Annotated in this window: 20 protein-coding genes; 12 read left to right on the top strand and 8 right to left on the bottom strand. The window is 57.4% G+C overall.

Going from position 1 to position 19,092, the window contains the following annotated elements:
• Window positions 1-34: 34 nt before the first annotated feature.
• Both nfo and QZH36_RS13965 read right to left on the bottom strand, forming a co-directional pair.
• Window positions 35-877 (bottom strand): deoxyribonuclease IV, encoded by an 843-nt coding sequence (gene nfo / locus QZH36_RS13970; RefSeq protein ID WP_253459924.1) that lies wholly within the window; start codon window positions 875-877, stop codon window positions 35-37.
• Window positions 878-937: 60 nt separating this feature from the next.
• Window positions 938-1,978, bottom strand: a complete 1,041-nt coding sequence (locus QZH36_RS13965; RefSeq protein WP_253459927.1) for a YeiH family protein — start codon at window positions 1,976-1,978, stop codon at window positions 938-940.
• 105 nt (window positions 1,979-2,083) lie between these two features.
• Here QZH36_RS13965 and QZH36_RS13960 point away from each other — a divergent pair, with 105 nt between their 5' ends.
• The 5 genes from QZH36_RS13960 to QZH36_RS13940 all read left to right on the top strand — a co-directional run bounded on the left by QZH36_RS13960 (window position 2,084) and on the right by QZH36_RS13940 (window position 6,980).
• Window positions 2,084-2,455 (top strand): YkvA family protein, encoded by a 372-nt coding sequence (locus QZH36_RS13960; protein ID WP_253459930.1) that lies wholly within the window; start codon window positions 2,084-2,086, stop codon window positions 2,453-2,455.
• Between the two features lie 9 nt (window positions 2,456-2,464).
• Entirely contained in the window at window positions 2,465-3,331 is an 867-nt protein-coding gene (gene yieE / locus QZH36_RS13955; RefSeq protein WP_301730487.1) for a DNA-binding transcriptional regulator YeiE, read from the top strand.
• 150 nt (window positions 3,332-3,481) lie between these two features.
• Complete coding sequence (locus QZH36_RS13950; protein WP_125288184.1) at window positions 3,482-4,948, top strand: amino acid permease; 1,467 nt, start codon at window positions 3,482-3,484, stop codon at window positions 4,946-4,948.
• Window positions 4,949-5,112: 164 nt separating this feature from the next.
• Window positions 5,113-6,195, top strand: a complete 1,083-nt coding sequence (locus QZH36_RS13945) for a FecCD family ABC transporter permease (protein WP_253459936.1) — start codon at window positions 5,113-5,115, stop codon at window positions 6,193-6,195.
• A complete protein-coding gene (locus QZH36_RS13940; RefSeq protein WP_253461271.1) occupies window positions 6,192-6,980 on the top strand; it encodes an ABC transporter ATP-binding protein in 789 nt (262 codons plus the stop codon). Before QZH36_RS13945 ends, QZH36_RS13940 begins: the two co-directional genes overlap by 4 nt.
• 106 nt (window positions 6,981-7,086) lie before the next feature.
• Here QZH36_RS13940 and QZH36_RS13935 read toward each other — a convergent pair whose 3' ends face one another.
• From QZH36_RS13935 to ptrR, 6 genes are all read right to left on the bottom strand, one after another.
• Window positions 7,087-7,425, bottom strand: a complete 339-nt coding sequence (locus tag QZH36_RS13935) for a helix-turn-helix domain-containing protein (protein WP_253459939.1) — start codon at window positions 7,423-7,425, stop codon at window positions 7,087-7,089.
• A complete protein-coding gene (locus tag QZH36_RS13930) occupies window positions 7,422-7,649 on the bottom strand; it encodes a type II toxin-antitoxin system RelE/ParE family toxin (RefSeq protein WP_253459943.1) in 228 nt (75 codons plus the stop codon). Before QZH36_RS13930 ends, QZH36_RS13935 begins: the two co-directional genes overlap by 4 nt.
• Window positions 7,579-7,800 (bottom strand): type II toxin-antitoxin system RelE/ParE family toxin, encoded by a 222-nt coding sequence (locus tag QZH36_RS13925; protein WP_253459947.1) that lies wholly within the window; start codon window positions 7,798-7,800, stop codon window positions 7,579-7,581. The genes QZH36_RS13930 and QZH36_RS13925 overlap by 71 nt, the downstream gene beginning before the upstream one ends.
• A 164-nt stretch (window positions 7,801-7,964) precedes the next feature.
• Window positions 7,965-8,807 carry an S-formylglutathione hydrolase gene (fghA, locus tag QZH36_RS13920; RefSeq protein ID WP_253459950.1) on the bottom strand — a complete coding sequence of 281 codons (843 nt, stop codon included), beginning with the start codon at window positions 8,805-8,807 and terminating at the stop codon, window positions 7,965-7,967.
• Window positions 8,808-8,817: 10 nt separating this feature from the next.
• On the bottom strand, window positions 8,818-9,942 hold the full coding sequence (locus QZH36_RS13915; protein WP_253459953.1) for an S-(hydroxymethyl)glutathione dehydrogenase/class III alcohol dehydrogenase: 1,125 nt from the start codon (window positions 9,940-9,942) through the stop codon (window positions 8,818-8,820).
• A 75-nt stretch (window positions 9,943-10,017) separates the two neighbouring features.
• The gene (gene ptrR, locus QZH36_RS13910) at window positions 10,018-10,899 is read right to left on the bottom strand and encodes a putrescine utilization regulator PtrR (RefSeq protein WP_253459956.1); all 882 of its coding nucleotides are present in this window, start codon (window positions 10,897-10,899) and stop codon (window positions 10,018-10,020) included.
• Between the two features lie 116 nt (window positions 10,900-11,015).
• On the opposite strand from ptrR, the gene QZH36_RS13905 reads away from it, so the two are divergent.
• From QZH36_RS13905 to mglC, 7 genes are all read left to right on the top strand, one after another.
• Window positions 11,016-12,152 carry a YbfB/YjiJ family MFS transporter gene (locus tag QZH36_RS13905; RefSeq protein ID WP_253459959.1) on the top strand — a complete coding sequence of 379 codons (1,137 nt, stop codon included), beginning with the start codon at window positions 11,016-11,018 and terminating at the stop codon, window positions 12,150-12,152.
• A gap of 125 nt (window positions 12,153-12,277) precedes the next feature.
• Window positions 12,278-12,943: a GTP cyclohydrolase I FolE gene (gene folE, locus QZH36_RS13900; RefSeq protein WP_125288176.1), complete on the top strand. Its 666-nt coding sequence runs from the start codon at window positions 12,278-12,280 to the stop codon at window positions 12,941-12,943.
• A 56-nt stretch (window positions 12,944-12,999) separates the two neighbouring features.
• Window positions 13,000-14,151 (top strand): DUF418 domain-containing protein YeiB, encoded by a 1,152-nt coding sequence (gene yeiB / locus QZH36_RS13895; RefSeq protein ID WP_301251136.1) that lies wholly within the window; start codon window positions 13,000-13,002, stop codon window positions 14,149-14,151.
• Between the two features lie 151 nt (window positions 14,152-14,302).
• Window positions 14,303-15,343, top strand: coding sequence for an HTH-type transcriptional regulator GalS (gene galS, locus QZH36_RS13890; protein ID WP_253459965.1), 1,041 nt, complete (start codon window positions 14,303-14,305; stop codon window positions 15,341-15,343).
• A 135-nt stretch (window positions 15,344-15,478) separates the two neighbouring features.
• A complete protein-coding gene (gene mglB, locus QZH36_RS13885; protein ID WP_253459968.1) occupies window positions 15,479-16,471 on the top strand; it encodes a galactose/glucose ABC transporter substrate-binding protein MglB in 993 nt (330 codons plus the stop codon).
• 81 nt (window positions 16,472-16,552) lie between these two features.
• Complete coding sequence (gene mglA, locus QZH36_RS13880) at window positions 16,553-18,061, top strand: galactose/methyl galactoside ABC transporter ATP-binding protein MglA (protein WP_445235126.1); 1,509 nt, start codon at window positions 16,553-16,555, stop codon at window positions 18,059-18,061.
• A gap of 17 nt (window positions 18,062-18,078) precedes the next feature.
• Window positions 18,079-19,089: a galactose/methyl galactoside ABC transporter permease MglC gene (mglC, locus tag QZH36_RS13875; RefSeq protein ID WP_125288171.1), complete on the top strand. Its 1,011-nt coding sequence runs from the start codon at window positions 18,079-18,081 to the stop codon at window positions 19,087-19,089.
• Window positions 19,090-19,092 lie beyond the last annotated feature (3 nt).

Genomic DNA, 19,092 nt, shown 5'->3' with positions numbered 1-19,092 from the left:
GCGCGGGCGACCGCGCTTTTTTTTCGTCTATAGATCAGACCTGCTGCGACTTGAGCCAGGCGATTTCATCTTTCCAGATATCAGGATTGACGGTTTCCAGGATCAGCGGAATACCGTCGAAGCGAGCATCCTTCATCAGCCAGCTGAACACCGTATTGCCGATATTACCTTCGCCCAGGCTGTGATGACGGTCAACGCGGCTGGCAAACGCGCTTTTGGCATCGTTAAGATGCATCCCGCGCAGATACTCAAAGCCCACCACGCGACCAAACTCCTCAAAGGTTTTCACGCAATCTTCTTCAGTACGCAGATCGTAACCGCCCGCAAAGGCGTGGCAGGTGTCAATACAGACGCCGATGCGCGACTTATCCTCTACGCCGTCGATAATGGCTGCCAGGTGCTCAAAGCGGAAGCCCAGATTGCTGCCCTGACCGGCGGTATTTTCAATCACGGCGGTGACGCCCTGGGTTTTATCCAGCGCGACGTTAACCGATTCGGCGATGCGCTTCAGGCAGGCGTCCTCGTCAATCTGCTGCAAATGGCTGCCGGGATGGAAGTTCAACAGCGTCAGGCCCAGCTGCTCGCAGCGCTGTAGTTCGTCGATAAAGGCGAGGCGGGACTTCTCCAGCGCCTCTTCCTGTGGATGGCCCAGGTTAATTAAAAAGCTGTCGTGCGGCAGGATCTGGGCGGCGCTGTAGTGATATTTTTCGCAGGCGTTGCGGAAAGCGGCAATCACCTCTTTGCTCAGCGGGGCCGCGCGCCACTGACGCTGATTTTTAGTGAAAAGCGCAAAGGCCGTCGCCTCGATTTCATGGGCGCGAAGCACCGCCTGATCCACGCCGCCGGATGCGCTGACGTGGGCGCCGATATATTTCATGCCTGCTCTCCTGTTGGTTTTACTGTAAAGCGGGCCATGATAACCGGAAACGGCGCGGATTTATGCCAGCAAATGCTGGATAGCCAGGTTTATCGCGCCGCCGCCCAGCAGCAGCCAGACGAATAACAGCAGGCCCAGCAGTAAAGGCCTTAGTCCCGCCTTTTTCAACAGGCTGAACTGCGTGGTTAATCCCAGCGCCGCCATCGCCACGGCCAGTAAAAAATTGTCCAGCTCGTTCAGGCCGCTAACCAGCGACGGCGGCAGCAGATGCAGCGAGTTAAACAGCGCCACGCCGATAAAACCCAGCGCGAACCAGGGAAAGCTTACTTCGCCGCCGCCGCTGTCGTCGGCACGCACGAAACGGCTGAGCAGCAGCAGGAAGGGCGCCAGCATCATCACGCGCAGCATTTTAGTAATGACCGCCGCGTTCTCCGTTTCCGCGCTCACGGCGTGCCCGGCCGCCACTACCTGTGCCACTTCATGCAGCGTAGAGCCGGTAAAGATCCCCCATTGCGTCGGCGTCAGGCCCGGCAGCAGAGCGGCCAGCTCATGCCATAGCAGTGGATAAAGAAAGATGCCGAGCGTGCCGAACAGCACCACGGTAGCCACCGCTACCGCCACTTTTTGCGGCTCCGCTTTAATTACCGGCTCCGTCGCCATAATCGCCGCCGCGCCGCAAATGCTGCTGCCCGCGCCAATCAGCCAGGCGGTATCGCGATCCAGATGCAACACGCGACGGCCCAGCCAGCAGGCCAGCAGAAAAGTGGAGGTCAGCAGCAGCAGATCGGTCAGCACGCCGCTTAAGCCGATATCGGCAAGTTGCTGAAAGGTCAGCCGAAAACCGTACAGCATGATGCCAAGCCGCAGCAGCTGCTGTTTGGCAAAGTGTACGCCTGTGCCGCAGCGCGCAGCCAGGCGGCCATAAACCGTATTGCCTGCTACGATCCCCAACAGCATCGCCAGCGTTAAGGTGCCCAGCCCGGCCGTTTTCAGCACGGGCAGGTTGCCAGCCTGAAGGGCAGCAGCGGCCAGCAGCATTGCCAGCCCGAGGCCTGCGCCATAGCGCAGCGGACGAGAAGAAGGAAATGCCAGTTCAGCCATATCAGCCTCCTTAGTAGACAGACGCAGCATGGCGCAGGCTGGCTTAAAAGAGAAATTGATTATATATTTATAATTAACCAGAATAAGTGATATGAGAGGGCGGGGATGTTCAGGCGATTAACAAGATGGGTAAGCGTAATCAGAAAAGATGGCGTCACGCTGTGGTATGCCTGCCGCGATCCGCGTACGCCACTGTGGCAAAAGGGCATGGCCGTGCTGCTGGCGGTTTATGCGCTAAGCCCCGTTGATTTTATTCCCGACGTTATTCCCTTTGTTGGGCTACTGGACGACGCTATTATCGTGCCGTCGGGCATGATGCTGCTGCTGCGCCTGCTGCCGGCGGAGGTCAGGGCCGCCAGCCAACAGCGAACCGCCCGGCAGGCCCACAGGAAAAAGAAGCTTGGCGGCTGGCTGGCGATAGTGCTGCTGGTATGGCTGGCGATGATTATCTGGCTGGTGAAGACATGGAGTCAGTAAGGAAGAACAATGCATATCACATTAAGGCAGCTTGAGGTCTTTGCTGAGGTGCTGAAAAGCGGCTCGACAATTCAGGCCTCGCAGGTGCTGTCGCTGTCGCAGTCGGCGGTCAGCGCGGCGCTGGCGGATCTGGAAAATCAGCTGGGCGTTCAGCTGTTCGACAGGGTCGGAAAACGGCTGGTGGTTAACGAGCACGGCCGCCTGCTTTATCCACGGGCGGTGGCGCTGCTGGAGCAAACCACTGAAATCGAACAGCTGTTTCGCGAAGATAACGGCGCGTTGCGGGTCTACGCCAGCAGCACCATTGGTAACTATCTGTTGCCGGGCATGATTGCCGGCTGGCGGCGCGACTTTCCCGAGCTGCCGCTGGAGCTGAGCGTGGGCAACAGCCAGGATGTGATTAACGCCGTGGCTGATTTTCGCGTCGATGTGGGCTTTATCGAAGGGCCGTGCCACGTCAGCGAGCTGGTTGGCGAACCCTGGCTGGAAGATGAGCTGGTGGTTTTTGCCGCCGCCGACGCGGCTATTCTGCGTCAGCCGGTGACGCTGGAAAGCCTGGCGGCCGCGTCGTGGATCCTGCGCGAACACGGCTCCGGCACGCGCGAAATCGTCGATTATCTGCTGCTTTCGCATCTGCCGCAGTTTAGCCTGGCGCTGGAGCTGGGCAACTCAGAGGCAATCAAGCATGCCGTGCGCCACGGGATGGGCATCAGCTGTCTGTCGCGGCGGGTTATTGCGGAACAGCTGGCGGCAGGCACGTTAAAAGAAGTGCCGATCCCGCTGCCCAAACTCAAACGCACGCTGTACCGTATTCATCATCGGCAGAAGCATCTCTCGAAGGCGCTGCTGCGTTTTCTAAGCTACTGCGCGGAATAAAGCGGAGCAGTCAGAAAAACGGGGCTTAATCAGGCGCTAATAATTCGCCGCAGATCATGAAGCTATCTTATAACGTCGCGGAATGACTTCTTCTGACGAAGGAGTTTGTTACAATCGCGCCTCATTTTAGCCAGAGCACAGCATTTACCAATGGATCATGACACAAAAACAACACAACAGCCTGAATTACAGCGCAAACTAAAGGCGCGTCATTTGACGATGATCGCCATCGGCGGTTCCATAGGCACCGGCCTGTTTGTCGCTTCCGGCGCGACTATCTCCCAGGCTGGCCCCGGCGGCGCGCTGCTTTCCTATGCCCTGATCGGCCTGATGGTCTATTTCCTGATGACCAGCCTCGGCGAACTGGCCGCCTTTATGCCGGTATCCGGCTCCTTTTCTACCTACGGCTCCAACTTCGTTGAAGAAGGCTTCGGCTTTGCGCTGGGCTGGAACTACTGGTACAACTGGGCCGTGACCGTGGCGATTGAACTGGTTGCCGCGCAGCTGGTGATGACCTACTGGTTCCCCGATACGCCCGGCTGGATCTGGAGCGTACTCTTTCTGAGCGTTATTTTCCTGCTCAACTACATCTCGGTAAAGGGCTTTGGTGAGGCAGAATACTGGTTCTCCCTGATCAAAGTGGTCACGGTAGTGATTTTTATCGTAGTGGGCGTGATGATGATCCTCGGCATTCTGCGCGGCGACCAGCCGGTCGCGGGCTGGGGTAACTGGCAGATCGGCGATGCGCCTTTCTCCGGCGGCTTTTCCGCCATGATCGGCGTGGCGATGATTGCCGGCTTCTCCTTCCAGGGAACGGAACTGATTGGTATCGCCGCAGGCGAATCGGAAGATCCGGCCAAAAATATTCCGCGCTCGGTTCGTCAGGTCTTCTGGCGCATCCTGCTGTTTTATATCCTGGCGATCCTGGTGATCAGCCTGATTATCCCTTACACCGACCCAAGCCTGCTGCGTAACGATGTGAAAGACATCAGCGTCAGCCCGTTCACGCTGGTGTTTAAACATGCCGGGCTGCTTTCAGCGGCGGCGATCATGAATGCCGTGATCCTCACCGCTATTCTGTCAGCGGGCAACTCCGGCATGTATGCGTCGACCCGTATGCTGTTTACGCTGGCGCGCGAAGGCAAAGCGCCGCGTATGTTTGGCAAGCTGTCAAAAGGCGGCGTGCCGCGCAATGCGCTGTATGCCACCACCGTGGTTGCCGCGCTCTGTTTCCTGACCTCAATGTTCGGCAACCAGACGGTCTATCTCTGGCTGCTGAATACTTCCGGCATGACCGGTTTTATCGCCTGGCTGGGGATAGCCATCAGCCATTACCGTTTCCGTCGCGGCTTTGTCTCGCAGGGCTACGATATCAACGATCTGCCGTACCGCTCTAAGTTCTTCCCACTGGGGCCGATCTTCGCTTTCGTGCTCTGCCTGATCATCACCCTGGGGCAAAACTACCAGGCGTTCCTGGCGGATCGCATCGACTGGTACGGCGCGGCGGCAACCTATATCGGCATCCCGCTGTTCCTGATTATCTGGTTCGGCTACAAGCTGACGAAGCGCACGCGCTTTGTGAAATACAGCGAAATGCAGTTCCCCAAATTTAAATAAGGGTGAAGGCGCGGTTTCCGCGCCTTTTTCTTTGACATACTCTGTTACATATAGGATTGATAACTATTATCATTTCCTTTATTGTTAGCGCCGTACGTTTTCCGCTTTGCTAATTTTCAGGGTTTGCAGCCGGCCTGGTGCGAACTCCATGACAGGTAGAAACCATGAGCGTGACCCACAACACCGACCGCTACGCCAGCGTCCAACAGCACGAAGGCGCGATGGATCGTTATCATCATCTGCTGCGCCGCCGCCTGTTTTTTATGGGCGTGCTGGTGTTGGCTATCCTCGCTTCGCTGCTGTTCGACTTTACTTTAGGCCCGTCGGGCCTGTCGCTGGAAACGCTGTGGCAAACGCTGCTGTCGCCGCAGAGCGTGGATGCCGGTTCGCGCGTTATCGTCTGGGATATTCGTTTACCTTACGCGCTGATGGCAGTGGTGGTCGGGCTGGCGCTGGGGCTGGCCGGGGCGGAAATGCAGACTATCCTGAATAACCCGCTGGCCAGTCCGTTTACGCTGGGCGTCTCTTCCGCCGCCGCCTTTGGCGCCGCGCTGGCTATCGTGCTGGGCATCGGTTTGCCCGGTATCCCGGATCAGTGGTTTATCTCAGCTAACGCCTTTATTTTTGCGCTGCTGGCCGCGCTGATGCTGGACGGCGTTACCCGCTGGACGCGCGTGGCGACTTCCGGCGTGGTGCTGTTCGGCATCGCGCTGGTGTTTACCTTTAACGCGCTGGTATCCATGATGCAGTTTATCGCCAGCGAAGATACGTTGCAGGGCCTGGTGTTCTGGACGATGGGCAGCCTGGCGCGCGCCTCCTGGGAGAAACTGGGCGTGCTGACGCTGGCGCTGCTGCTGGTTCTGCCGTTCTCCATGATGAGCGCCTGGAAGCTCACCGCGCTGCGCCTGGGCGAAGATCGCGCCGTCAGTTTTGGTATTGACGTGCGCCGCCTGCGTCTGGGCACGCTGCTGCGCATCAGCGTGCTTTCCGCGCTGGCGGTGGCTTTTGTCGGCCCAATCGGGTTTATCGGCCTGGTGGCGCCGCATATCGCTCGCCTGATCTTTGGCGAGGATCACCGTTTTTACCTGCCAGCCAGCGCGCTGACCGGCGCGCTGGTGCTGTCAATGGCGTCGGTGGTGTCGAAAAACCTGGTGCCCGGCGTGATTATCCCGGTCGGCATCGTCACTTCTCTGGTCGGCGTGCCGTTCTTCCTGAGCATTATTCTGCGTCATCGGGGGAGCGTCTGATGGACGGTTTAGCTATTAAAGGCTTTCACGCCGGTTATCCTAAACGCAAGATTATCAGCAACCTGAACGTGCCGCTGCTGCCGCGAGGCAAAATCACCGTGCTGCTGGGGCCGAACGGCTGCGGAAAATCCACGCTGCTGCGCTCGATTGCCGGACTGAATCAGGCGCAGGGCGAGCTGTGGCTGAACGGCACGGAGCTGCTGAGCCAGCCGTTTGCCCGCCGGGCGGAAAAAGTGGTGTACCTGCCGCAGTCGCTGCCCGCTGGCGTGCATCTGCACGTGCTTGAATCCATTATTGTCGCCCAGCGCGCTTCCGGCGCACGCGGTAGCGCGACGAGCGAGGCGGAAGTGATGGCGCTGCTGGAAAGGCTGGGCATCGCGCATCTGGCGCTGAGCTACCTCGATCAGCTTTCCGGCGGCCAGAAGCAGCTGGTTGGCCTGGCGCAGTCGCTGATCCGTCGCCCGGAGCTGCTGCTGCTGGACGAGCCGCTAAGCGCGCTGGATCTTAACTATCAGTTCCACGTCATGGATTTAGTGCGCCGGGAAACCAGCAAGCGGAATATCGTTACCGTAGTCGTGGTGCACGATATCAATATCGCTCTGCGTCACGGTCAGCACGTGCTGATGCTGCAAAACGGCGGCCTGATTGCTGACGGTCTGCCGGAAGAGGTGATTACACCGGAAAGCCTGGCGAAGGTATACGGCGTGCGGGGCCGTATTGAGCGCTGCTCGCAGGGGACGCCGCAGGTGCTGATTGATGGCCTGGTCAGCGAGCCGGTTTCCTGAATGGACGAGTCGGTTTCTTGCCGGCTCTCTTGTGCATTGCTTCCCTCTCTGTCTGGCGCATCATTGTTAATTCCCTGACGCTCAGATTTTTACCCTGCGTTTGTGCTCAGATAGCGAAAACATCGGGGCCTTTTACCGCCAGCGTGTTCAGTATGCGCAGAACCGGGCCGCTTGGGGTAATCTCGCCACGCTCCCATTTGGAAACGCTGTCTACCGTCATGCCCAACGTATAGGCCAGCGTGGCCTGGGTCAGTCCCCAGCGGGCGCGAACGGCTTTGATTTCGCTGGCGGACATGGTGCGGACTGCGGCAATACGTTGACGAAACTCACGCAGGCTGACGCGGGCAGCGATTTCCTGCACATCGTTATTGCTCATTAGCCCCAGCGCCTGTAGCTCTTTAGCATCGTCAAGCATCTCATGTAACTCGGCCGGTTTCGTTTTCATTGTTTTACCTCTCTGAACGTCCCGCTTGCTTTCAGTCGATCCAGCATGTTTTTATCCGCTTTAAAATAAGCTCTGGCGAGCTTCTTATAAATCTCCAGCTCATCCTCGCCAATCTCTTTTGCCGCTTTTTTCGAACCGTCTTTCAGCCAGCCATCATAAAAAAAACAGATTGTTATCTTTTTTAAAAAATACCACTGTGCGGGCGCCGCCGCGTTTGCCTGCATTCAAAGCAATCCGCTTTTTTTTAACGCCCCCGCCCAAATCTGCCTCATAGTTGCCGCACTCAATCTCCCTTGCGGCCAGACAAAGGTCGGTATCTGCAATGCCAGCTTTTGCAAACATCTTGTCCAGGCGCTTATGGATATAAATCGCCATTTCCCTGGCCTCCGCTCCATATAGTAACCATTATTATAATAACCATTACGGCTTCACTACAAGTGGTTATGGCCATGCCGACAGGAGGATGTATTGCTATTGCAGGGCGGATCCTGAGGGGAGCGCAAGAAAAAAAAGGCCGGGAAGATCCCGGCCCTGAAGGGTTACGCCAGCAAATAGCGGGCATGGAAGCGCAGATGATCTTCCACGAAGCTGGCGATAAAGTAGTAGCTGTGATCGTAACCGGGCTGAATGCGCACGGTCAGCGGATAGTTTTTCTCGCTGGCCACCGCTTCCAGCCGTTCCGGGCGCAGCTGATCGGCGAGGAACTGATCGCTGTCGCCCTGATCCAGCAGCATCGGCAGCGGATGCGTCGCCTGCTGCATCAGCAGACAGCTGTCCCAGGCTTCCCACAGCGCGCGATCCTCGCCCAGATAGGCCGTAAAGGCTTTTTCGCCCCACGGCACCTGCGTTGGATTAACGATCGGCGCAAAGGCGGAGGCCGAAACATAGCGCTGCGGATTACGCAGCGCCAGCATCAGCGCGCCGTGACCGCCCATAGAATGGCCCATAATCGCCTGCTTATCGCTGACGTTAAAGTTGCCGGCAATCAGCGCGGGCAGCTCTTCCGTCAGGTAGTCGTACATCCGAAAATGCGCATCCCACGGCGCCTGGGTCGCGTTCAGATAGAATCCGGCACCCTGGCCCAGATCGTAGGCTTCGTCATTGGGCACCACTTCGCCGCGCGGGCTGGTATCCGGCATCACCAGCACCAGACCCAGCTCTGCCGCCGCGCGCTGCGCGCCCGCTTTGGTCGAGAAATTCTCGTCGCTACAGGTCAGCCCGGCCAGAAACCAGAGCACCGGCGGGGCGGTATCGCCTTTCGGACCCGGCAAAAAAATGCTGAAGGTCATAGAGCAGTTCAGCGTGGCCGACTGGTGGCGATAGCGCTGCTGCCAGCCGCCAAACATGCGGTGTTCTTCCAGTAACTCCAGGGTGGATACCATCCTTGTCTCCTTATTTAGAAAAATGCACCACGGAACGGATAGATTTCCCTTCGTGCATCAGATCGAACGCGTCGTTGATCTCTTCCAGCGGCATATTGTGGGTGATGAAATCATTCAGCTGGAATTCACCATCCAGGTAGCGCTGGACGATCCCCGGCAGCTCCGAGCGGCCTTTCACGCCGCCAAACGCGGAGCCGCGCCAGACGCGTCCGGTCACCAGCTGGAACGGGCGGGTAGAAATCTCTTCGCCTGCACCAGCCACGCCGATAATCACGGACTCGCCCCAGCCTTTGTGGCAGCACTCCAGCGCGGAACGCATCACGTTAACGTTGCCGATGCACTCAAAGGAGAAATCAACGCCGCCATCGGTCATTTCAACAATCACATCCTGAATGGGCTTATCGTAATCTTTTGGATTAACCAGGTCGGTGGCGCCCAGCTTTCTGGCGAGATCGAACTTGCTGGTATTGAGATCGATACCGATAATCCGGCCCGCTTTCGCCATCTTCGCGCCGATAATCGCCGAAAGGCCGATGCCGCCCAGACCGAAGATCGCCACGGTATCGCCTTCTTTTACCTTGGCCGTGTTCATCACCGCGCCCATACCGGTGGTGACGCCGCAGCCCAGCAGGCAAACTTCTTCCAGCGGCGCTTCTTTACTGATTTTCGCCAGTGAAATTTCCGGGATAACGGTGTACTCAGAGAAGGTCGAGGTGCCCATATAGTGGAAAATCGGCTTGCCGTCCTTAAAGAAACGGGTGGTGCCGTCCGGCATTAGCCCTTTGCCCTGGGTGGCGCGGATAGCCTGGCACAGGTTGGTTTTGCCGGAGAGGCAGAACTTACATTTGCCGCATTCCGGCGTGTACAGCGGAATGACGTGATCGCCGACCGCCACGCTGGTAACGCCTTCGCCAACCGCTTCGACAATACCGCCGCCTTCGTGGCCCAAAATAGCCGGGAACACGCCTTCAGGATCTTTTCCTGAAAGGGTATAGGCATCGGTGTGGCAGACGCCGGTCGCGACGATGCGTACCAGCACTTCGCCTTTCTGCGGCGGCATCAGGTCGACTTCTTCAATCGACAGCGGCTCGCCGGCGGCCCAGGCAACAGCGGCGCGAGTTTTAATCATCTGCATATCAGTTTATTCCTTGTAGAGGTTGCCATTTGGCAGGGATCTGGCGAGCGGCCTGACGCCGCTCAAACCATTTAATTATGGCTGAATTTCATCGTCCGGTGATTGCTCTATAATCAGGTACTTCAGCGCCTTGACGTTGGGGGTAAACGCATCCCGACGCCACACCAGGTAAGTCGTGGTCTCGCTGATATCCGCAGGCAGCGCATGTTTTTGCACCTGGCCCGGCGCGGCGATCCTTTCCAGCACCGATTCCGGCAGTATCGCCAGCCCGGCGCCGCTGGCTACGCAGGCCAGCATGGCGTGATAGGACTGGATCTCCATAAACGGGCCGGGTGAAATCCCCGCCTGACGAAACCAGTTTTCTAAACGCAGACGGTAAGAGCAGCCGGGACGGAAGGCGAACAGCGTATCGCCTGCGGCATCTTCAGGGCGCTGAATGGGCGCATGGTGCAGGTTGCTGATCAGCACCATACGCTCGCTAAAGGTTTTGCAGCTGTTCAGCTCGTCGGCCACGACCGGGCCTTCGGCCAGCGCGGCGGCCAGCGTGCCTTTCCGCACCTGCTCAATGATTTCACCCGAGGTACCGGTGACCAGCGACAGCGTGACCTCAGGATAGCGCTGATGGTAGGTTGACAATAAAGAAGGCAGGTGGACAGCGGCGGTGCTCTCCATCGATCCCAGCGCAAATATGCCGCCAGGCTCGCCGTTGTGCGTCATTGCCAGCGCTTCCTCGCTGAGCGCCAGGATCCGCTGCGCATAGCACAAAAAATTATGGCCCATCGGCGACAGCCGCAGGCGCTGCTTTTCGCGGATAAAAAGATCGATGCCCGTTTCCTGCTCCAGCTGGCGCAGCCTGGTCGTCAGGTTGGACGGCACGCGATGCAGCTGTTCGGCGGCGCGCGCCAGCGAACCGGTCTCCGCTACCGCGCAGAACATTTTAAGCTGGGTCAGATCCATTTATTCTCTTTTCGTAAACAAGTTGGTTTCTATTATTCACTTTTTGTAAGTCTATCCATGATGCAGACTGACTGCAACACTTTCATCAAGCCGGATAAAGCCGGAAGGGAGAACAAATGGCAATACGGGTAGCGCTAAGCGCTTTTATTGCGCTGATTGTCGCGATGGGCATTGGGCGGTTTACCTTTACGCCGCAGGTGCCGCTGATGATTACGGAGCATCAGCTGACGCTGACCAGCGCGGCGGTAGTCGCGGCCTTCAACTACCTGGGCTACCTCTGCGGCTCCTGGAACGCGATGCGGACGACCACGCACGTGGAGGCCAGGCTTAAGGCAGGCATCGGCGGCGCGGTGATCCTGACGCTGCTTTCCGCCTGCGTGTCCGACGCCTGGCTGCACGGCGTGGTGCGCTTTGCGATCGGCTGGGCCAGCGGCTGGGCGATGGTGCTGGTAGCGGCATGGAGCAACGAGCAGCTGCATAAATATGGCCGTCCCGGCTTAAGCGCCGCCGTCTTCGCCGGGCCGGGCATGGGCATCTTTCTGAGCGGGCTGCTGGCCGTGTTTCTTCACGCACGCCAGGTCAGCGCCGCGCAGGCCTGGTGCGCCTATGGCGTGCTGGCGCTGGTGCTGGCTTCTCTTATTTTTCGTTTCCTGCCGCGTAAAGGCGAGCTGCACCGGCCCGAAACCACGCCGGAACCGCTGGTGCTGACCAGCGGGCTGAAAAAGCTGGTCTGGAGCTACAGCCTGGCCGGCTTTGGCTACATCATTCCCGCCACGTTTCTGTCGCAGATGGCGGCGGCCCGTTTTCCTGCCAGCGCTTTTGCGCAGTTTGTCTGGCCCATTTTTGGCGGCACGGCGGTGTTAGGCGTCGGGCTGGGCATTGTTATGCGGCATATCGGTTCATCCAATACGCGGCTGGCGTTTAACCTGTGGGCGCAGGCGCTGGGCGTGCTGTGCGCCGCCGTGGTGCCGGGTTTGAGCGGGCTGGTGGTCGGTTCAATACTGATGGGCATTGGCTTTCTTAACCTGGTGTCGCTTTCGCTGCAATATGCCCGCGAGATGGCGCCGCGCCATAGCCGGTATATGGCAGGCCTGCTGACCACCGGTTACGCTATCGGCCAGCTGGCCGGGCCGCTGGTTTCCGCACTTTCCACCACTTTTACCCATCGCCTTGAGCCAGCGCTTTACGTCGCGGGCGCGGGACTGCTGGTGGCCGGGCTGCTGGTCTGGCGGCGCGATCCCGGTGCTGCATGAAACAGTTTCAGGGTGGTTTAGCTTGATTCGCTGGATTAACGACGCGTTGTGTACCAAAATACGCCCTCTGAAATTGTACCGGTCCCGTCGGGACCGGCGTTACACCTGCTGGAGAATAGATCGCCATGGCTACGTTAAGTCAGGAAGCCACACTTGTTCACGAAGCGCTGCTTGCGCGTGGACTGGAAACACCCCTACGCTCGCCTGCGCGTGATATGGATGACGAAACCCGCAGGCGGCTGATCGCCGGGCACATGACCGAAGTCATGCAGCTGCTTAATCTTGATTTAGAAGATGACAGCCTGATGGAAACGCCGCACCGCATCGCTAAGATGTATGTGAATGAGGTGTTCTCCGGCCTGGACTACGCCAACTTCCCGAAAATCACCCTGATTGAAAACAAAATGAAGGTGGACGAAATGGTGACGGTGCGGGATATCACGCTGACCAGCACCTGCGAGCACCACTTTGTGATCATCGACGGCAAAGCGACGGTAGCCTATATCCCGAAAGATAAAGTGATTGGCCTGTCGAAGATTAACCGCATCGTGCAGTTTTTCTCTTCCCGTCCACAGGTACAGGAAAGGCTGACCCAGCAGATCCTGGTTGCGCTGCAAACGCTGCTTGGCACCAATAACGTCGCGGTTTCCATCGACGCGGTGCACTACTGCGTAAAAGCGCGCGGCATTCGTGATGCGACCAGCGCCACCACCACCACTTCACTGGGCGGCCTGTTCAAATCCAGCCAGAACACCCGTCAGGAGTTTCTGCGCGCCGTTCGCCACAGCTAAGCTACGGCGCGCCGTCGTAGCCAGTTGTTACCCTTCACCACAGTCAGGGCCTGCCGATGCCTCGTATTCAGACGCTGGATTTTATTCGGGGCATCGCCATTCTGGGGATCCTGCTGCTCAACATTAACGCCTTCGGTCTGCCGGGCGCCGCCTATCTGAACCCGGCGTGGCAGGGCAGCGTTACGCCGGGCGATGCCTGGACGTGGGCGCTGATCGATTTCTTTGCCCAGCTGAAATTCCTCGCGCTGTTTGCGCTGCTGTTTGGCGGCGGCTTGCAGCTGCTGCTTTCGCGCGGCAAACGCTGGCTACAGGCGCGCCTGAGCTGGCTGGTGCTGCTCGGTTTTCTGCACTGTCTGCTGTTCTGGGAAGGGGATATCCTGCTGGATTACGGGCTGATTGGGCTGGTAGCCTGGCGGATGATCCGCGACGTCTCCTCGACGCGGCAGCTGTTTAATACCGGCGTGATGCTTTATATCGTGGGCTGCGGCGTGCTGCTGGTGTTCGGCCTGCTGTCGGGCCATCAGCCTAACAATTCCTGGCTGGCGGGGGCGGCGGATATTCAGTATGAAACCTTCTGGAAAACCCACGGCGGTTGGGAAGCGGTGCGCAACCGTCTCGATCTGCTCTCGTCAGGCCTGCTGTCGCTGGCGGCGCAGTACGGCTGGCAGCTGGCCGGCCTGATGCTGATTGGCGGCGCCTTGATGCGCAGCGGCTGGCTACAGGGGCGCTGGAGCCTGACCCACTACCGGCGCACTGCGCTGATCCTGCTGCTGCTGGCGGCCATCATCGAAATACCGGGCATTTATCTGCAGTGGGCTTGCGGCTGGGCATTTTATCCGTCAGCGTTCTATTTACAGCTGCCGCGCGAGCTGAGCGCGCCGCTTCAGGCTATCGGCTATGCCGCGCTTTGCTTTGGTTTCTGGCCTACGCTGGCCCGTTTTACCCTCACGCGCGCCATCAGCAGCGTAGGGCGGATGGCGCTGAGCAACTATTTACTGCAAACGCTGCTTTGCACCACGCTTTTTAACCATTTCGGCTGGTTCAACCGGCTCGATCGGCCGCAGCTGCTGGTGGTAGTGCTGCTGGTCTGGCTGGTAAATCTCCTCTTTTCGCTGTGCTGGCTGCGCTATTTCCGCCAGGGGCCGGTCGAATGGTGCTGGCGTCAGCTCACCCGTCTGAGCAGCCGCGACGTAATGTTACAAAAATGATAAGCGTCACAAATGTGACGGAAAGGGATGTAACCGTTTTCATCAGTGTGACCTGATTCACGCAGTCTTGCCTTGCCCTTTGTCAGAATAGCCCCGCAAACAACGCATCCGGGAGGGCTATGCAAACCTTATCTTCCACAGGCAGTCAGCCATGATCACCATTCGCGATGTAGCCCGTGAGGCTGGCGTGTCGGTGGCGACGGTTTCACGCGTGCTTAACCACAGCGCGGCGGTCACACAGGAAACGCGGGAAAAAGTGCTGGGCATCGTCGGCCAGCTGGGCTACCGACCCAACGCCAACGCGCAGGCGCTGGCTTCCCAGGTTAGCGATACCATCGGCGTGGTGGTGATGGACGTCTCCGATCCCTTCTTCGGCGCGCTGGTCAAAGCGGTGGATACCGTCGCGCAGCGTATGCAAAAACACGTACTTATCAACAACTCCTATCATCAGGCGGACAAAGAGCGGCACGCTATCGAGGTGCTGATCCGTCAGCGTTGCGGCGCGCTGATCGTTCATGCCAAAGCCCTGGCAGACGACGAGCTGGCCTCGCTGATGGATCAGGTGCCCGGCATGGTGCTGATCAACCGCGTCGTGCCGGGCTACGCGCACCGCTGCGTCTGCCTGGACAACGTCAGCGGCGCGCTGATGGCGATGCGCATGTTGCAACAGCAGGGCCACCGGCGCATCGGTTATCTGGGGTCGAGCCATACTATCGAAGATACAGACCAGCGACGCGCGGGCTGGCGGCAGGCGCTGGCCGAGCAGGCTACCCAGCCTGCCGAAAGCTGGATCGCCAGCGCCGAGCCGGATATGCAGGGCGGAGAGGCGGCGATGGTGGAGCTGCTGGGGCGTAATCTCCACCTCAGCGCCGTGTTCGCCTATAACGACAGCATGGCCGCCGGGGCACTGACCGCGCTGAAAGATAACGGCATTGCGGTGCCGCAGCAGCTGTCGGTGATTGGCTTCGACGATATCCCCATTTCCCGCTATACCGACCCGCAGCTGACGACCGTCCGCTATCCTATTGTTTCCATGGCTAAACTGGCTACCGAACTGGCGTTAAAAGGCGCGGCGGGCCTGCTGGACGAGTCGGCCGGTCACTGCTTTATGCCAACGCTGGTGCGCCGTCATTCCGTCGCGCCCTGCCAAAGTGTGGCGGCGATCACTATACGCAACGATACCGCCATGTAACCGTTTTCAATCCGTGAGTAAGTTCACAGTTAATTAACATCTGCTTCACTAAGATGGCCGTGCCTGGCCGGGACAGAATAACAACACGGTCCGGCTGCACACGCATACCGACCCTACAAAGAACCGGAGAGAACAATGAAGAAGGCATTCACCCTCACAGCCCTGGTTGCCAGCATGATGTTTGGCGCAACGGCGCAGGCGGCCGATACCCGCATTGGCGTAACCATTTATAAATATGATGACAACTTTATGTCCGTGGTGCGCAAGGATATCGAGAAGGAAGCGAAAAACAGCAGCGGCATTCAGCTGCTGATGAACGATTCGCAGAACAGCCAGTCAACGCAAAACGATCAGATTGACGTGATGGTGGCGAAAGGCGTGAAGGCGCTGGCGATTAACCTTGTCGATCCGGCGGCGGCGGCGGTGGTTATCAGTAAAGCCAAAGCCAACGATATTCCGATTGTTTTCTTCAACAAAGAGCCTTCTGCTAAAGCGCTGGCCAGCTACGACAAGGCTTACTATGTCGGTACCGATTCTAAAGAGTCCGGCGTCAAGCAGGGCGAGCTGATTGAGAAACACTGGAAAGCCAATGCCAACTGGGATCTGAACAAAGACGGCGTGGTGCAGTTTGTGCTGCTGAAAGGCGAGCCGGGCCACCCGGATGCCGAAGCGCGTACCAAATACGTGATCGAAACCCTGAATAAAGACGGCCTGAAAACGCAGCAGCTGCATCTGGATACCGCCATGTGGGATACCGCTCAGGCAAAAGACAAGATGGACGCGTGGCTCTCCGGCCCGAACGGCAACAAAATCGAAGTGGTGATCGCCAATAACGATGCGATGGCGATGGGCGCGGTAGAAGCGCTGAAGGCGCATAACAAAACGTCCGTACCGGTCTTCGGCGTGGATGCGTTGCCGGAAGCGATGGCGATGGTGAAATCCGGCGCGATGGAAGGCACCGTGCTGAACGATGCGGAAAACCAGGCCAGAGCCACTTTTGAAATGGCGAAAAACCTGGCGGCGGGCAAACCGGCGACCGAAGGCACCAACTACAAGCTGGAAGGTAAAGTGGTGCGCGTGGCCTATGTGCCGGTTGATAAAGAGAACCTCGCTCAGTTCAGTAAATAAGTCTTTCCGGGCGCACTCGCGTCCGTTACCGGGCCCGTCGCAGAACGGGCCCGATCGTAAAACGATCCGCCAGGTAGAATTATGAGCAGCGATCAGGGGCAGTATCTGCTGGAAATGACTAACGTCAGCAAGTCCTTTCCGGGCGTAAAGGCGTTAGATAACGTTAATTTAAAAATTCGTCCCCATTCGGTTCACGCGCTGATGGGGGAAAACGGCGCGGGCAAATCGACTTTATTAAAATGCCTGTTTGGTATTTATAGCAAAGACACGGGAAGCATTGTTTTTCAGGGCAAAGAGATCGACTTTAAAAGCTCCAAAGAGGCGCTGGAAAACGGCGTATCTATGGTGCATCAGGAATTAAACCTGGTTTTACAGCGCACGGTCATGGATAACATGTGGCTGGGCCGCTATCCGCGAAAAGGCTTTTTCGTCGACCAGGATAAAATGTATCGCGATACCAAAGCCATCTTTGAAGAGCTGGATATTGATATCGATCCGCGCGACAAAGTGATTAACCTTTCCGTTTCGCAGATGCAGATGATAGAGATAGCTAAAGCGTTCTCTTATGATGCCAAAATCGTCATTATGGACGAGCCGACTTCTTCATTAACGGAAAAAGAAGTGAACCACCTGTTCACTATTATCCGTAAATTAAAAGATCGCGGCTGCGGCATAGTTTATATCTCCCACAAGATGGAAGAGATTTTCCAGCTGTGCGACGAAATTACTATTCTGCGCGACGGCCAGTGGATCGCTACCCAGCCGCTGGAAGGGCTGGATATGGATAAGATCATCGCCATGATGGTAGGGCGCTCGCTGAACCAGCGCTTCCCGGATAAGTCCAACGTGCCGGGCGAAACTATCCTGGAGGTGCGTAACCTTACCTCGCTGCGCCAGCCGTCTATTCGCGATATTTCGTTCGATCTGCGCAAGGGCGAAATCCTTGGCGTGGCCGGGCTGGTGGGGGCTAAACGTACCGATATCGTGGAAACGCTGTTCGGCATCCGCGAAAAGTCCGGCGGCACCATTAAGCTGCACGGCAAAAGAATCAACAATAACTCGGCTAACGAAGCGATTAATCACGGCTTTGCGCTGGTGACGGAGGAGCGTCGCGCCACGGGGATTTATGCGTTTCTGGATATCGGTTTTAACTCGCTGATTTCAAATATTCGCAAATATAAAAACTCGATTGGCCTGCTGGATAATAACCGGATGAAAAGCGATACCCAATGGGTTATCGATGCCATGCGGGTAAAAACACCGGGACACGCGACCTCTATCGGCTCGCTTTCGGGCGGCAACCAGCAGAAAGTCATTATTGGCCGCTGGCTGTTAACCCAGCCGGAAATATTAATGCTGGACGAACCGACGCGCGGCATCGACGTCGGCGCAAAGTTTGAAATTTATCAGCTGATTTCCGATCTGGCGAAAAAAGAGAAGGGCATCATTATTATCTCTTCCGAAATGCCGGAGCTGCTGGGCATTACCGACAGGATCCTGGTCATGAGCAACGGCATGGTTGCAGGCATTGTCGAAACCAAAACTACCACGCAAAACGAAATATTACGTTTAGCATCCAAGCACCTTTAATGAGGTAAGGGCTGTCCATGAATGCTGTGAATAAGAAGAATGCGCTCACCTGGCTGAAAGAGGGTGGCATCTATGTTGTGTTGCTGGTTCTGCTGGCGATTATTATTTTCCAGGATCCGACATTTTTAAGCCTGATGAACCTGAGTAATATTCTGACCCAGTCCTCCGTGCGCATTATTATTGCGCTTGGCGTGGCCGGGCTGATTGTAACGCAGGGCACCGACCTTTCCGCCGGTCGTCAGGTTGGTCTGGCCGCGGTAGTGGCGGCGACGCTGCTCCAGGCGATGGATAACGCCAACAAGGTGTTTCCACATATGGATACCGTGCCGATCCCGCTGGTTATCCTGATTGTCTGCGTTGTCGGCGGCCTGATTGGCCTGATCAACGGCGTGATCATCGCCTATCTGAAGGTGACGCCTTTTATCACCACGCTGGGCACGATGATTATCGTTTACGGCATTAACTCGCTTTATTACGACTATGTAGGCGCTTCGCCGATCGCCGGGTTCGATGAGAAATTCTCGACCTTTGCGCAGGGCTTTATTCGCCTGGGCGACTTCAAGCTCTCCTACATTACGTTCTATGCGGCTATTGCTATCTTCTTTGTCTGGATTTTGTGGAACAAGACCCGCTTTGGCAAAAACATCTTTGCTATCGGCGGCAACCCGGAAGCGGCAAAAGTGTCGGGCGTGAACGTTAACTTCAACCTGATCCTGATTTATGCGCTTTCCGGCGTGTTCTACGCCTTCGGCGGGATGCTGGAAGCGGGACGTATCGGCTCGGCAACCAATAACCTGGGCTTTATGTACGAGCTGGATGCGATTGCGGCCTGCGTAGTAGGCGGCGTCTCCTTCGCCGGCGGCGTGGGCACCGTGGCCGGTGTGGTAACGGGCGTGCTGATTTTCACCGTTATCAACTACGGCCTGACCTATATCGGCGTTAACCCTTACTGGCAGTACATTATCAAAGGCGGCATCATTATTTTCGCCGTGGCGCTCGACTCCCTGAAATACGCCCGCAAGAAATAGTGT

Origin of the sequence: Erwinia wuhanensis (assembly GCF_030484085.1) — a bacterium.
GTDB lineage: Bacteria > Pseudomonadota > Gammaproteobacteria > Enterobacterales > Enterobacteriaceae > Erwinia > Erwinia aeris.
The sequence above is the reverse complement of the archived record's forward strand: the minus strand, read 5'-3'. Positions and strand labels throughout refer to the sequence as shown.

Coding starts and splice junctions, on each gene's coding strand:
- nfo (WP_253459924.1), bottom strand. CDS start 877: ATGAAATATATCGGCGCCCACGTCAGCGCATCCGGCGGCGTGGATCAG.
- QZH36_RS13965 (WP_253459927.1), bottom strand. CDS start 1,978: ATGGCTGAACTGGCATTTCCTTCTTCTCGTCCGCTGCGCTATGGCGCA.
- QZH36_RS13960 (WP_253459930.1), top strand. CDS start 2,084: ATGTTCAGGCGATTAACAAGATGGGTAAGCGTAATCAGAAAAGATGGC.
- yieE (WP_301730487.1), top strand. CDS start 2,465: ATGCATATCACATTAAGGCAGCTTGAGGTCTTTGCTGAGGTGCTGAAA.
- QZH36_RS13950 (WP_125288184.1), top strand. CDS start 3,482: ATGGATCATGACACAAAAACAACACAACAGCCTGAATTACAGCGCAAA.
- QZH36_RS13945 (WP_253459936.1), top strand. CDS start 5,113: ATGAGCGTGACCCACAACACCGACCGCTACGCCAGCGTCCAACAGCAC.
- QZH36_RS13935 (WP_253459939.1), bottom strand. CDS start 7,425: ATGAAAACGAAACCGGCCGAGTTACATGAGATGCTTGACGATGCTAAA.
- QZH36_RS13930 (WP_253459943.1), bottom strand. CDS start 7,649: ATGCAGGCAAACGCGGCGGCGCCCGCACAGTGGTATTTTTTAAAAAAG.
- QZH36_RS13925 (WP_253459947.1), bottom strand. CDS start 7,800: ATGGCGATTTATATCCATAAGCGCCTGGACAAGATGTTTGCAAAAGCT.
- fghA (WP_253459950.1), bottom strand. CDS start 8,807: ATGGTATCCACCCTGGAGTTACTGGAAGAACACCGCATGTTTGGCGGC.
- QZH36_RS13915 (WP_253459953.1), bottom strand. CDS start 9,942: ATGCAGATGATTAAAACTCGCGCCGCTGTTGCCTGGGCCGCCGGCGAG.
- ptrR (WP_253459956.1), bottom strand. CDS start 10,899: ATGGATCTGACCCAGCTTAAAATGTTCTGCGCGGTAGCGGAGACCGGT.
- QZH36_RS13905 (WP_253459959.1), top strand. CDS start 11,016: ATGGCAATACGGGTAGCGCTAAGCGCTTTTATTGCGCTGATTGTCGCG.
- folE (WP_125288176.1), top strand. CDS start 12,278: ATGGCTACGTTAAGTCAGGAAGCCACACTTGTTCACGAAGCGCTGCTT.
- yeiB (WP_301251136.1), top strand. CDS start 13,000: ATGCCTCGTATTCAGACGCTGGATTTTATTCGGGGCATCGCCATTCTG.
- galS (WP_253459965.1), top strand. CDS start 14,303: ATGATCACCATTCGCGATGTAGCCCGTGAGGCTGGCGTGTCGGTGGCG.
- mglB (WP_253459968.1), top strand. CDS start 15,479: ATGAAGAAGGCATTCACCCTCACAGCCCTGGTTGCCAGCATGATGTTT.
- mglA (WP_445235126.1), top strand. CDS start 16,553: ATGAGCAGCGATCAGGGGCAGTATCTGCTGGAAATGACTAACGTCAGC.
- mglC (WP_125288171.1), top strand. CDS start 18,079: ATGAATGCTGTGAATAAGAAGAATGCGCTCACCTGGCTGAAAGAGGGT.